The 13,285-nt window shown below is 73.2% G+C and carries 12 protein-coding genes; 7 read left to right on the top strand and 5 right to left on the bottom strand.

Annotated elements, in window-relative coordinates:
• Positions 1–105: 105 nt before the first annotated feature.
• Together AB0L00_RS27715 and AB0L00_RS27710 are read right to left on the bottom strand one after the other, a co-directional pair.
• Entirely contained in the window at positions 106–762 is a 657-nt protein-coding gene (locus AB0L00_RS27715; RefSeq protein ID WP_364440010.1) for a response regulator transcription factor, read from the bottom strand.
• Positions 750–2,003: a sensor domain-containing protein gene (locus tag AB0L00_RS27710; RefSeq protein WP_364440008.1), complete on the bottom strand. Its 1,254-nt coding sequence runs from the start codon at positions 2,001–2,003 to the stop codon at positions 750–752. The genes AB0L00_RS27715 and AB0L00_RS27710 overlap by 13 nt, the downstream gene beginning before the upstream one ends.
• A 159-nt stretch (positions 2,004–2,162) precedes the next feature.
• On the opposite strand from AB0L00_RS27710, the gene AB0L00_RS27705 reads away from it, so the two are divergent.
• The 5 genes from AB0L00_RS27705 to AB0L00_RS27685 all read left to right on the top strand — a co-directional run bounded on the left by AB0L00_RS27705 (position 2,163) and on the right by AB0L00_RS27685 (position 8,137).
• On the top strand, positions 2,163–2,405 hold the full coding sequence (locus AB0L00_RS27705; RefSeq protein WP_364440006.1) for a hypothetical protein: 243 nt from the start codon (positions 2,163–2,165) through the stop codon (positions 2,403–2,405).
• The gene (locus AB0L00_RS27700) at positions 2,402–3,169 is read left to right on the top strand and encodes an ABC transporter ATP-binding protein (protein WP_364440004.1); all 768 of its coding nucleotides are present in this window, start codon (positions 2,402–2,404) and stop codon (positions 3,167–3,169) included. Before AB0L00_RS27705 ends, AB0L00_RS27700 begins: the two co-directional genes overlap by 4 nt.
• Positions 3,169–5,718 carry an FtsX-like permease family protein gene (locus AB0L00_RS27695; RefSeq protein ID WP_364440002.1) on the top strand — a complete coding sequence of 850 codons (2,550 nt, stop codon included), beginning with the start codon at positions 3,169–3,171 and terminating at the stop codon, positions 5,716–5,718. The genes AB0L00_RS27700 and AB0L00_RS27695 overlap by 1 nt, the downstream gene beginning before the upstream one ends.
• 101 nt (positions 5,719–5,819) lie before the next feature.
• Entirely contained in the window at positions 5,820–7,466 is a 1,647-nt protein-coding gene (locus tag AB0L00_RS27690) for a long-chain fatty acid--CoA ligase (RefSeq protein ID WP_364440000.1), read from the top strand.
• 218 nt (positions 7,467–7,684) lie between these two features.
• Complete coding sequence (locus tag AB0L00_RS27685; protein ID WP_364439998.1) at positions 7,685–8,137, top strand: cysteine dioxygenase family protein; 453 nt, start codon at positions 7,685–7,687, stop codon at positions 8,135–8,137.
• 40 nt (positions 8,138–8,177) lie between these two features.
• Here AB0L00_RS27685 and AB0L00_RS27680 read toward each other — a convergent pair whose 3' ends face one another.
• The gene (locus tag AB0L00_RS27680; protein WP_364439996.1) at positions 8,178–8,633 is read right to left on the bottom strand and encodes an Lrp/AsnC family transcriptional regulator; all 456 of its coding nucleotides are present in this window, start codon (positions 8,631–8,633) and stop codon (positions 8,178–8,180) included.
• Between the two features lie 139 nt (positions 8,634–8,772).
• On the opposite strand from AB0L00_RS27680, the gene AB0L00_RS27675 reads away from it, so the two are divergent.
• Together AB0L00_RS27675 and kynU are read left to right on the top strand one after the other, a co-directional pair.
• Positions 8,773–9,621, top strand: a complete 849-nt coding sequence (locus tag AB0L00_RS27675; protein ID WP_364439994.1) for a tryptophan 2,3-dioxygenase family protein — start codon at positions 8,773–8,775, stop codon at positions 9,619–9,621.
• A 12-nt stretch (positions 9,622–9,633) separates the two neighbouring features.
• On the top strand, positions 9,634–10,812 hold the full coding sequence (gene kynU / locus AB0L00_RS27670) for a kynureninase (protein ID WP_364439992.1): 1,179 nt from the start codon (positions 9,634–9,636) through the stop codon (positions 10,810–10,812).
• Positions 10,813–10,880: 68 nt separating this feature from the next.
• Here the strand turns inward: kynU and AB0L00_RS27665 are convergent, their stop codons facing one another.
• Both AB0L00_RS27665 and AB0L00_RS27660 read right to left on the bottom strand, forming a co-directional pair.
• Complete coding sequence (locus AB0L00_RS27665; RefSeq protein WP_364439990.1) at positions 10,881–12,512, bottom strand: alpha-amylase family protein; 1,632 nt, start codon at positions 12,510–12,512, stop codon at positions 10,881–10,883.
• Positions 12,513–12,657: 145 nt separating this feature from the next.
• Positions 12,658–13,233, bottom strand: a complete 576-nt coding sequence (locus AB0L00_RS27660; RefSeq protein WP_364439988.1) for a YceI family protein — start codon at positions 13,231–13,233, stop codon at positions 12,658–12,660.
• Positions 13,234–13,285: the final 52 nt, after the last annotated feature.

Raw genomic sequence — 13,285 nt, 5'->3', positions numbered from 1 at the left:
CAACACCAAAACACCCGGACATCCGATGGTCAAGGAACCTTACAATCGATGTTAGCCGGTCGACCGGCCGGAAATCGCCGCGTACCAGCGGATTCGTTGGATGTATTACTGTCTGCCGGTGCTCTCCAGGTAGCGCAGGACGGCGGCGACGCGGCGGTCGGTGTGCTCGGTCGGGCGCAGGTCGAGCTTGGCGAAGATGTTGCGGATGTGCTTGTGCACCGCGCCCTCGGTCACGACCAGGCGCTGGGCGATGGCGACGTTGCCGAGCCCCTCGGCCATGAGCGCCAGCACGTCGCGTTCGCGCGGCGTGAGCCGGTCCAGCGGATCGTCGGCGCGCCGGTGCGCGAACAACTGGGCCACGAGCTCCGGGTCGATGGCCGTTCCCCCTTCGGCGACCCGGCCCAGGGCCTCGAGGAACCGCTCGACCCGCCCGACCCGCTCCTTGAGCAGGTAGCCGATGCCGGCCGTGCCCTCGGCGAGCAGGTCGGTCGCGAAGCTCTCCTCGACGTACGCCGACAGCACGAGAACGGCGAGCTCCGGGTGACGCCGCCGGGCCGCCACCGCCGCCTTGATGCCCTCGTCGGTGTGGGTGGGCGGCATGCGCACGTCGACGATGGCGATGTCGGGCGGATCCTCGTCGACGGCGGCGAGGAAGGCGTCCGGCGTCGCGACCGCGGCGACGACCTCGAACCCCTCTCCGCGCAGCAGCAGCTCGAGCCCGGCGCGGAGCAGGGCGTCGTCCTCCGCGATCACAACACGCACGGCAACTCCACGTCGAGAATGGTCGGCCCGCCCGGCGGGCTGGACAGGGTCACGCGTCCGTCATGCGCCTCGACCCGGCGGCGGATGCCGACGAGGCCGCTCCCGGACTCCTCGTCGGCACCGCCGCGCCCGTCGTCCTCGATGCGCAGGCGCAGCCGGTCCCGGGTCTGGCGCACGTCGACGGTCGCGCGCCGGGCGTGACTGTGCTTGGAGATGTTGGTGAGCGCCTCGGCGACGACGAAGTAGGCGGTCGCGTCGACGGACGCCGGCCGGGAGCCCGGCACGTCGGCCGACACCCGGCAGGGCACGGCGCACCCGGCCGCCAGCGCGGCCAGCGCGCCGCCGAGACCGCGCTGCTCGAGCACGGGCGGGAGGATGGCGCGGACCACGGCGCGCAGTTCGGCGAGCGCCTGCTCGGCCGCCGACTGCGCCTGCTCCAGGGCACCGTCCGCGCCGGCCGGGTCGTTCCTCAGCGCCCGCCGCGCGGCGCCCAGCAGGACGACCACTCCGACGAGGCGGTTCTGCGTGCCGTCGTGCAGGGAGCGCTCGATCCGCCGCAGTTCGGCGGTGTGGGCGTCCAGGGCGGCGGCGCGCGTCGCGGTCAGCTCCGCGACCCGCGCGGACAGGTCGACGCCGGGATGCGGCCGGAGCAGGCGCCTCCCGGGCCGGGCCTGGAGCCGGGCCATCCTCGGGCCCAACCCGACGGCGATCGCCACCCAGCCGACGCCCAGGAGGACGCTCGCCGCCGCCCCGGTCCATCCGTCGGCCGGGAGACCGACCGAGGTGGTGGCCTCGCCCGGTGGCAGCGCCCACGAGTAGAGCGGGAAGGTGAGGTCCCGCACCGCGAGCAGCGGCAGCATCGAGCCGAACAGGCCGAGGACGAACCCGAACAGGGCGTGGGTGGCCAGCCACCGAAGGTCGCGCGCCGTCGCCGGGTCGGCCGCGGCGGCGCGGAGGCGCGCGGACCAGCCGCTCGGCCACGGCGCGTACGGGCTGATGACCTCCTCGCCCCACCGGCTCAGCCGCCCGCGCTCCCGGTCGGCGACCGCCCGCACGGTCGCGAGCGCCCCCGGCAGCAGCGGCAGCCCGACGCCGACGAGGCAGAGGACGCCGACGACGACCAGTCCCATCGCGGTGAGCAGGGCGAGGGTCGCGGTACCCAGACCGCCGACCAGCCGCCGGAGCGCGTCGATCGGGTCGCGCAGCGCGCGTCCGATCACGCCGTCGTTCCCGCCTCGCATCCGTTCCTCCCCCCGACCAGTGGCCACCTTATGGCGGATCGCGAGGGTCCGGGGCATATCGCGCGAAGAGTGGTGCCTGCTGTACCACGACTGGGTAGCACGCGGGATCGTCGCAGGTCACAGCCGTCCGTAGCGTCGGGGTCCTACCGAGGAGGACCCATGACGAACGACCCCTTTCAGCTCGGCCCGCCCGGAGCGGAGCCCGGCGACCCCGACCGGACCGGCGGCGGCCTGAACGCGCGCCGCGCGGTCCTCTGGACGGTCCTGGTGGTCAGCGCCGCCGGGAACGCGGTGACCTCGATGAGCGGACTCCCGATCGCGGTGAGCCTGTCGTGCGGCATCGTGACGGTGCTGTGCATCGCGGGGCTGCTCGCCGACTGGTTCCGGCGGGGGCGGGCATGAGGCGCCGTGGATCGGCCGACACGCGGCCCGCGCCGCCGGGTCAGGTCATCGGCCTCGACGGGGTCACCAAGGTGCACCGCACCGGCACTGTGGCGGTGACCGCGCTGGACGACGTGTCGCTCACCGTCCCCCGCGGGGCGTTCCTCGCGGTGATGGGGCCGTCGGGGTCGGGCAAGAGCACGTTGCTGCAGGTCGCGGCCGGGCTCGACACCCCGACGTCGGGAACGGTCACGGTCGGGGGCACGGACATCTCCCGGCTCGACGAGGCCCGGCGCACCGTGCTGCGCCGCGACCGGATCGGCTTCGTGTTCCAGGGCTACAACCTGCTCCCGGCGCTCACCGTCGAGCAGAACGTCACCCTCCCGCTGCGGCTCGCCGGCCGCGCCCCGGACCGGGAGTGGATCCGCGTGCTGGTCGACCGCACGGGCCTGGACGGGGTCCTGCACCGCCGCCCCGCGGAGCTGTCCGGCGGCCAGCAGCAGCGGGTCGCGATCGTCCGGGCGCTGGCCGCCCGGCCCGACATCGTGTTCGCCGACGAGCCGACCGGTGCGCTGGACGTCCGCAGTTCCGGGGACGTCCTCACGCTCCTGCGGCAGATCGTCGACGAACTGGGCCAGACCATCGTGATGGTGACCCATGACCCGGCCGCGGCGGCCCGCTCCCACGAGGCCCTCATCATGGCGGACGGCCGCATCGTCGACGCGATCCGTGAGCCCGACGCGTCGACGCTCGCCGCCCGGCTCACCTCGCTGGGAGGCCGATGATGCTCCGGATCTCGCTTCTGCTCACCCGCGGCCGGACCGGCGCGCTGGTCGCGATCGTCTGCGCGGTGCTGGGCGGGTCCGCGTTCCTGACCGCCACGGGCGTGCTGGCGGAGTCCGGCCTGCGCTCCCACCTGCCCGTCGAACGGCTCGCCGGAACGGACGTCGTCGTCGCCGCCCGGCAGTCGGTCGCGCAGGACGAGGACCTGGCCGAGCCGCTGCCGGAGCGGGCGCCGGTCCCCGCGCGGCTCGTCGCCCTGCTGGCCGCGCTGCCCGGCGTCGCCTCCTCGGCCGGCGACGTCGGCCTGCCCGCGGCCGTCATCGGACGGGACGGCACGGTGATCGATGCCGGGGATCCGCGGACCGCCGGGCACGGCTGGTCGTCCAGGACGCTGCCCGGCCCCGCCTCCGTCCACGGCGTTCCCCCGGCCGGTCCCGGGGACGTGGCGCTCGACGCGGCCACCGCCGCGCGCGCCGGCGTGCGTCCCGGTGACCGGGTGACGGTCGTGGCCGCCGGCCGGCGGGCCGGATACCGGGTGTCGGCCGTCGTCGGCGGCCGGCCCGGCGTCTACTTCGGCGACGCCGTCGCGGCCCGCCTGGCCGGCCGGGACACCGGCCCGAAGCGCGGGACGGTCGACCTGATCGCGCTGCGCGCCGCGCCGGGCACCGATCCGGGAGCCCTGGCCGGGCGCGTCCGCCGGGCACTCCGGGCGGACGGCCATGGAGACCTCACGGTGGCGACGGGCGGGGCGCGGGGCGACGTGGAGGAGCCGGGCGCGGCGACGGGCCGTACGGTGCTGTTCGCGCTGGCCGGGTCGATCGCCGGGGTCGTCCTGATGATCGTCGGTTTCGTCGTCGCGGGCGCGCTGTCGGTGTCGATCGCGGGACAGCGCCGCGACCTCGCGCTCCTGCGGGCCGTCGGCGCCACGCCGCGGCAGGTCCGCCGGCTCATCGCCGCCCAGACCGGCGTGGTGGCGCTGCTCCCCCTGCCCTTCGGCGTGGCGCTCGGCTACGTCCTCGCCGGCCGGTTCGGCGGCCTGCTGGCCGCCCACGGTGTGATCCCGGACGGCCTGCCGCTCTCCTGGAGCCCGCTCCCGGCCGTCGCGGCGTTCCTGCTGCTGTCGCTCGCGGTGCGCGTGTCCGCGCTGAGCGCCGCGTTCCGTATGTCACGGATGCCGGCGACCGAGGCCGTCGCCGAGTCGCGGGCCGAGCCGCGTGAGCCGTCGGCCGTGCGCAGCGGGATCGGGCTGCTGCTCATCGCCGCCGCGATGACGATGGGGGCGGTGCCGCTGTTCCTGCGCACCGCCGAGGCGACGGTCGCGACCGGCTCGGCCGGTCTCCTGGCGGTCATCGGGCTCGGCCTCGCGGGCCCGAACCTCGTCCGGCACGGCAGCGGCGCGCTGCTGCGGCGGCTGCCGCGCCGTACGTCGCCGACGACCTGGCTGGCCGTGAGCAACGGCCACGGCTACGCCCTCCGGGTCGGCGGCGCGGTGACGGCGCTCGGGATGGCCGTCGCGTTCACGCTGAGCTACGCGCTGACGCAGACGACGCTGATGGCCGCCACCACCCGTCAGGCGAAGGATGCGACGCGCGCCGACGCCACGGTCACCGCGCCCGCCCTCGGCGGGGTCTCATCGGGCCTGGCCGACGAGATCCGTGCGACACCCGGCGTCGCCGCCGCCGTGCCGGTGGACACGACGACCGTCCTGTGGCCGCACCTGGAGGACGGCGCGAAGACGGTCGCCTCGTACCGGGCGCTCGTCACCGGGCCGGACGCCCCGGCCGTCCTGGACCTGGGGCGGCGCGGCGGCGACCTGAGCCGCCTGACCGGTGCGGCGATCGCGGTGAGCACGATCACCGCCCGGGTGCGGGGCGCCGGGGTCGGCGACCGCGTCACCGTGATCCTGGGTGACGGGACGCGGGCCGCCGCCCAGGTGGTGGCCACGTACGACCGCAGCCTCGGCTTCGGGGACGTCGTCGTCTCGCGCGACCTGGCCGCCGGCCACACGACGACCGGCCTGGCGGGCCGGGTGCTGGTCCGCGCCGCGCCGGGGCAGGACGCGACGGTACGGCGCTCGCTCGCCGCGCTCGCCGCGCGGGAACCGGGCGTCCAGGTGGACGACGTGCGCGGCGGCGTCGAGAAGACGCCGGCACCCCCGGAGGTCTGGGTGAACGTCGTCGTGCTCGCCGTGCTCCTGGGGTACGTCCTGCTCGCGGTGGCCAACCGGCTGGCGGCGGCCGCGGCGCAGCGGCGCGACGAGTTCACCGCGCTCCGGCTGGTCGGCGCCACCCCGCGGCAGATCGTCGCGATGGTACGGCGCGAGGCCGCGCTGGTCGCAGTCGCGGCCATCGGCGCGGGGGTCGCGTTGTCCGCGGTGCCGCTGGCGCTGCTGGGCGTGGGCTTCCTCGGCCGGCCCTGGGCCGCCGGGCCGCTCTGGCTGCTCCCGGCGGCCGCCGGCACGGTCGTGCTGATCGCCTGGCTCGCCACCGAGCTCCCGGTCCGCGGCGCGCTGCGGGCCGCGCCCGCCGACGTCCTCGCCCAGCGGACCTGAGGCGCCGGGTCGGGAAACCCGCCGATCCGGCGAACCATCCGTAACGGGACATCGTTGACGGGGAAACGGTGCCGCTCCTAACCTGCTACCGACCGGTCGGTATGTCCGTCGGAAGGGCCGTGATGTTCGCCAGCACGATGCAGGAGTTCCCTCTCACCGTTCCCGCGATCCTGCGGCACGGCGCCCGCGTGTACGGCGGGAGCGAATGCGTGACCTGGACCGGCGGCGAACCGCGCCGGGCGTCGTACCGGCAGGTGGCGGAGAACGCCGAGCGGCTCGCCGCCGCCCTGACCCGGCTGGGCGTCGGCGCGGGCGACCGGGTGGCGACCTTCTGCTGGAACAACCAGGAGCACCTCGAGGCGTACTTCGCCGTCCCGGGGATGGGCGCGGTGCTGCACACCCTGAACATCCGGCTGTTCCCCGACCAGCTCGCGCACATCATCGGGCACGCCGAGGACCGGTTCATCCTCGTCGACGACACCCTCGTCCCCCTGCTCGCCCGCGTCGCCGACCGGCTGCCGTCCGTCGAGGCGTTCATCGTCGTGGGCGACGGCGACGCGTCCGCGCTGGGCGACGCCCGCGTGCTGCGCTACCACGAGCTGCTGGCGGCCGAGGAGCCCGGCTTCGCCTGGCCCGAGCTCGACGAGCGGGCCGCCGCGTCGATGTGCTACACCAGCGGCACGACGGGCGACCCGAAGGGTGTCGTCTACTCCCACCGCTCGACGTTCCTGCACGCGATGGTGGCGATCTCGGCGTCGCTGATGGGCCTCACCGAGACGGACCGCGTGCTCACCATCGTCCCGATGTTCCACGTCAACGCCTGGGGCCTGCCGTACGCCGCGTTCCTGTCCGGCGCCACGCTGCACATGCCCGGCCCGTTCCTCCAGCCGGAGCACCTGACCAGGTTCATCGCCGCGGAGCGGAGCACCCTCTCCTCCGCGGTGCCGACCATCTGGAGCGCGATCCTCAACTACGGCGCCGACCACGAGCTCGACCTGTCCTCGCTGCGGGCCGGCACCTCCGGCGGCGCCGCCGCGCCCCGCGCGCTCCTGGAGCGCTTCGAGGCCGAGTACGGGCTGCGCATCATCCAGGGCTGGGGCATGACGGAGACCAGCCCGCTCGGCGGCATGGCCTTCCCGCCGCCCGGCGTCGAGCCGGGCACCACCGAGGACGTCGACTGGCGCCTGAAGTCGGGCCGCGTGGCGGCGGGCGTGGAGATGCGGATCGTCGACGCGGCGGGCGAGGAGCTGCCCTGGGACGGCGAGTCCGTCGGCGAGATCGAGGTGCGCGGGCCGTGGATCACCGGCTCGTACCACCGCGACCCGGCCCCGGAGAAGTTCCACGACGGGTGGCTGCGCACCGGCGACATCGGCACGATCGACGACCGCGGCTTCTTCCAGATCACCGACCGGGCCAAGGACGTCATCAAGTCCGGCGGCGAGTGGATCTCCTCGGTCGAACTGGAGAACCACCTCGTCTCGCACCCCGCGGTGCTCGAGGCGGCGGTGATCGGCATCCCGGATCCGCGCTGGGACGAGCGTCCGCTCGCCTTCGTCGTCCTGCGCGACGGCGCGTCGGCGAGCGCGGCGGAGCTGGCCGGCTTCCTGTCCGGCAAGGTCGCGCGCTGGCAGGTCCCGGAGAACTGGGCGTTCGTGGCGGAGATCCCCAAGACGACGGTCGGCAAGTTCGACAAGAAGCCGCTGCGCGCCCGCTACCGCGCGGATGAGGTCAAGATCGAACGCCTCTGACGCCTGCCCCCGACCGGCTCACCCGCCGCGCAAGCGTTTGCCGATCTTCCACACAATCCAGATTGACTTAATAGGGAATTGTCGCCATGCTCGATCCATGCACTCTGAGGGATGGGTGAACCTGCACGTCGATCTGCGACGGCAGGCGAGCGCGCTGTGTACCACGGCCGTACCCGCGTGAACCGAACGGCCCTCAGAGTGAACAGGAGCAGCAGTACATGCCCGCGAGCACATCCGCGCCCGCCCGGACCCGCCTGGCCGACGTCGCCCGGCGGTTGGCGACCGCACCCGACGAATGGATCCACCGCGTACGCCTGAACGCCGAGGAGCGCTGGTACGAACGCCTCCACCAGGACGACGATCACGAGATCTGGCTGCTCAGCTGGCTGCCGGGCCAGTCGACCGGCTTCCACGACCACGGGGGTTCCCGAGGAGCCTTCGCCGTCGCCCTCGGGAGCCTGCGCGAACACGACCTGGCCATCGAACGCGACCTCGCGCCCGGCGACGTCCGGGAGTTCGGGCCGGACTACATCCATTCGGTGACCAACGTCTCGTCCGCCCCGGCGATCAGCGTTCACGTGTACTCCCCCCGGCTCACCGTGATGAACCGCTACGACCTCGTCGACGGCGACCTGATCAAGCTGGTCGAGGAGAGCGCGGACGACTGGTGACCCGCCGGGACCGCCGGCCGGGGAATCCTCCTGACGGACGTCAGGGGCGCGCGGGAGTGAGCGGGCGCCAGGCGATGGGCGTGGACAGGACCATCGCGGAGCTCGTCTCGCCGTGCGAGGCGAGGCGCACGAGGATGCGCTCGAGCTCGGCGACCGAGGTCGTGGCGACCAGGACCATCGAGCACACGTCCCCCGTGAGCCGGGAGACCTCGAGCACCTCCGGGATGTCGTCGAGCAGCTCGGGGTGCACGGTGATGCACCGGGCGCCGTAGCACTTCATCCGGACCTGGGCGACGACGGAGAACCCGGCGGCCGCCGGATCCACCCGGGCGTGGTAGCCGGTGATCACCCCGGCGTCCTCCAGGCGGCGCACCCGCTGGGCGACCGTCGGCGCGGACAGGTGCACCCGGCGGGCGAGCTCGTTGTACGAGAGCCGGGCGTCCTCCTGGAGCGCCCCCAGGAGAGCCCAGTCCACGGCGTCGAAGTCGGGTTTCATGGTCGTAAGCCTAACCGCCACATCGCCTTGCGTTCATAAGAAAAGAACGGCGGAACTCCCTCCATCGGCCCTTTGATGTCTGATTCCTCCCTCACAGAATGGTTCGGTGCCCATTCGTGACGAAGGGAGGAGGTCCGAAGTGACGACCGAAACACGGTCCGGCTGCCCGATCCAGCACTCCGCGGACGAGCCGAAGCTCGACTTCGGCGGCACCACGCCGTACGAGGACTACGTCCACGCCGCCACGCTGCACGAACTCCAGTGGCCGGTCACCGACGAGCCGCTGGAGCGGTCGTTCCTCGTGGTCACGCAGGTCATGGAGCTGTACTTCGGCCTGCTGGCGTTCGACCTGAGGTACGCCCGCGACCGCCTGGCCGCCGACGACGTCCGCGCGGGCACCGCCGCGCTGTACCGCTGCGTCCTGCACGTGAAGGCGCTGCGGGCCGCCTGGCTGCCGATCGCGCGGATGACCCCACGGGAGTTCAACGCCTTCCGTGACGCGCTCGGCGAGGGCTCCGGGTTCCAGTCGGCGGCGTACCGGCAGGTGGAGTTCCTGCTCGGGGAGAAGTCCGCGTCGATGCTCGTGCCCCACCGGTCGGTCCCCGCCCAGCACGCCGAACTGTCGCGGGCGCTCGGCGAGCCCGGCGTGTACGACGCGGCGCTCGCGCTGCTGGCCCGGCGCGGCCACGCCGTACCGGACGACGTGCTGAACCGCGACCTCACCCGGCCGTACGCCCCCTCCCCCTCCGTCGAGGAGGTCTGGGCGAAGATCTACGCCACCGACGACGGCGAACCGCTCCGGCTCGGTGAGGCGCTCACCGACGTCGCCGAGGAGTTCACCGGCTGGCGGCACGACCACCTGATGGCCACCCGCCGCGCGATGGGCGCCAAACCCGGGACCGGCGGCTCGGCCGGTGTCTCCTGGCTGGAGAAGCGAGCACGCCGGGAGCTGTTCCCGGAGCTGTGGACCGCCCGTTCCCACGTCTGAAGGATCACGCCGATGGACCTGACCGCACGCGCCGCCAAACTCGACGCCGAGGACCCCCTCGCGCACCTGCGCGCCGCGTTCGACCTGCCGCCCGGCACCGTCTACCTCGACGGCAACTCCCTCGGCGCCCCGCTCCGGCGGGTCGCCGACCAGATGCAGCGGGTGGTCCGCGAGCAGTGGGGCGGCCGGCTGATCCGGTCCTGGTCGGAGGGCTGGTGGGAGGCGCCCCGCCGGGTGGGCGAGCGGATCGCGCCGCTGCTCGGCGCCGCGCCCGGCCAGGTCGTCGTCGCCGACTCGACCAGCGTGAACGTCTTCAAGGCGCTGGTCGCCGCCGTCCGGCTCGCGCCCGGCAGGCGCGAGATCGTCGTCGACGCCGCGACCTTCCCGACCGACGGGTACATCGCGACGTCGGTCGCGGAGCTGACCGGCCGCGTCCTGCGCACCGCGGACGTCGACGAGCTTCCGGCGGTCCTCGGCGACGAAACCGCCGTGGTGCTGCTGAACCACGTGGACTACCGCACGGGCCGGTTGCACGACATGGCCGCCCTGACCGCGCGCGTGCACGCGGCCGGCGCGCGCGTCGTGTGGGACCTGTGCCACAGCGTGGGCGTGCTCCCGCTCGCCCTGGACGCGCTGGGCGTCGACCTCGCGGTCGGCTGCACCTACAAGTTCCTGAACGGCGGCCCGGGCGCGCCGGCCTTCCTGTACGTGCGGCGCGACCTGCAAGAGGCGTTCGACCAGCCGCTGTCCGGCTGGGGCGGCCACCGGGAGCCGTTCGCCATGGCCCCGGACTACGTCCCCGCCGAGGGCATCGAGCGCGGCCGCTGCGGGACCCCGGACATCCTGTCCCTGCTCGCCCTGGAGTCCGCCCTGGAGGTGTGGGACGACGTGGCCCTGGCCGACGTGCGCGCCAAGGGCCTGTCGCTGACCGACTTCTTCGTCGCGTGCGTGACGGAGCTCCTGCCGCCGGGCGCGGTGGAGGTGCTGACCCCCCGCGACGAGCGGCGCGGCCACCAGGTCTCCCTTCGCCACCCCGACGCCGAGGCGGTCATGACGGAGCTGATCGCCCGGGAGGTCATCGGCGACTTCCGCAGCCCCGACGTCCTGCGCTTCGGCTTCGCCCCGCTCTACGTCACCCACGCCGACGCCCTCCACGCCGCCCGCACCCTGGCGGACGTCCTCGCGGCATAGGGCGTGTGCGTTGGATCCGCCGCCCGGCCGCGCCGCGAGCGCATCCGCCGGCAGGTCCCCGAGCGGGGTCAGATGATGGCGGTCGTCACCTCGTCGTCGATGAGGCGCAGCCAGCGGTAGCCGTAGCCGGCCAGCTCGATCTCCCGGCCCAGCTCGGTCGCCGGCGCGTCGCCGAACATCTGGCGGATCTGCTCCACACCGGTCAGGTCCAGGTCGTCCGGCAGCCGGACGCGTACCGGGTCGGCGGACACGTTGTGCAGGGTGACGACGCGGCCGTCCCGCCACCGGTACGCGAGGCCGAGCACGCGCGTGTCGCCGACGTCGAGGATGTCCCAGTCGCCCCAGCCGAACTCCGGGCACTCGCGGCGGACGCGGATCGCCCGCGTCATCCACGAGCTGAGGGATTCGGGGTCGTGGCGCTGGGCGACGACGTTGACCTCGCGGAAGCCGTACTCGCCGTCGGCCAGGGCCGGGCGGTAGACCTCCTCGACCCGGGAGAAGCCGCCGTTCGGGCGGGCGGACCACTGCATGGGCGTACGGACGGCGAGCCGGCCGGGCAGGGACAGGTCCTCCCCCATGCCGATCTCGTCGCCGTACAGGATGACCGGCGTGCCCGGCAGCGCGAGGGTGAGCGCCAGGACGAGCCGGATCCGGCGGGGGTCGTTGCCGAGCATGGGCGCGAGCCGGCGGCGGATGCCGCGCCCGTACACGCGGTGGGTCTCCTCGGGGGCGAAGGCGGCGAAGATCTCATCGCGTTCGGACTCGGCGAGCAGGCCGAGGTTGAGTTCGTCGTGGTGGCGGCAGAAGTTGGCGAACTGACCGCCGATCGGATGGGCCGGGCGGTTCCGCAGCGCCTCCGCGAGCGGGCGCGCGTCGCCGCGGGCGTGCGACAGCCACTGCGCGGCGCAGCCGCGGAAGTCGAACAGCATCTGCACGCCCTCGCCGCCGTCGAGGCCGAAGTACCGCTGCTGCTCCTCCGGGGAGACGTTCGCCTCGCCGAGGAAGATGGCGTCACCGCGCCGCCGTTCGAGGAACTCGACCATCGACCGCAGGAAGCTGACCGGGTTGTCCCGGCAGTCGGTGCCGACCGTCTCGATCATGAACGGCAGCGAGTCGACCCGGAAGCCGGAGATGCCCAGCTCCAGCCAGAAGCCGAGGATCTTGTTCATCTCGTCGCGGACCTCGGGCTTGGTGATGTCCAGGTCCGGCATGAAGTCGTAATAGCGATGCATGTACCACTTGCCGACCTCCTCGTCGTAGGACCAGGTGCCGTCCTGTTCACCCGGGAAGGCGACCTCGCTGGGCTCCTTTCGGGGGTGGTCGCTCCAGACGTAGTAGTCGGGACGGTCCCGGAACCAGCGGTGCTCGATGCTCGTGTGGTTCAGCACGAGGTCCACGAGCACCCGGATGCCGAGGTCGTCGGCGGTGCGGAGCATCTCCACGAAGTCGCCCAGGCTGCCGAACCGCTGGTCGACCGCGTAATAGTCGGTGATGTCGTACCCGTCGTCGCGCAGCGGCGACGGGTAGAACGGCATCAGCCACAGGCAGTTCACGCCGAGGCCGCCGAGGTAGTCGAGCCGCCGGGTGAGGCCGGACAGGTCGCCGACGCCGTCGTCGTCGGTGTCCAGCCAGGTCGCCACGTCCACGCAGTACACGACCGCGTTCTTCCACCACAGGTCACTGGTCGCCTTGTCCGTCATGGGCGGCTCTTTACCCTGCTTTACCCGCAGTGCACGTGCGCCGGAGCCGACGTGGCAGGGGAACGGGAGATCCCGCCGAGGAGCGCCAGGTGGTGCGGCTCGGCGGGACCGGCCGTTCCCGAGTGGGAACGGGCCGTCGGGAGGGTCAGGAGGTCTGCAGAACGGCTTCGATCTCCAGGACGATCTGGACCTTCTCGCCGAGGGCGACGCCGCCGCCGGGGATGGGGCCGTTGTAAGTGACGCCGAACTCCGTGCGGTCGATCTCGCCGGTGGCGGTGAAGCCGGCGCGGGCGCCCTTGGCGGGGTCGGACGCGAACGGGTCGGGGCCGAAGCCGTTGAGCTCCAGCTTCAGGGGAACGGGGCGGGTCACGCCTTTCAGCGTCAGCTCGCCGTCGACGACGTAATCGTCGCCGTCGCGGCGGACGCCGGTGGACTGGTACGTCATGGTGGGGTACTTCTCGACCTCGAAGAAGTCGGCCGAGCGGATGTGGTCGTCGCGCTGCGCGTTGTTGGTGTCGATCGAGGCGAGATCGATGGTCGCGGTCACGCTGGAGTCCAGCGGGTCGGCGCCGGTGACGATCCGCCCTTCGAACGAGCCGAAGCGGCCGCGAGCCTTGCTGACCATCAGATGCCGGACGGCGAAGCTCACGTCCGAATGCACCGGGTCGATGGTCCAGGTGCCGGCGACATAGCCCGGGATCTCGACAACCTCGGCTGTCATGGTGTCTCCTTGGTTCCTGCAGGTAAGGCGGTTCTCTTTGATGTGTTGGTTC

Source organism: Actinoallomurus sp. NPDC052308 (assembly GCF_040679195.1).
In the GTDB taxonomy this organism is placed as follows: Bacteria; Actinomycetota; Actinomycetes; order Streptosporangiales; family Streptosporangiaceae; genus Actinoallomurus; species Actinoallomurus liliacearum.
This window is presented reverse-complemented; position numbering and strand designations above follow the sequence as displayed.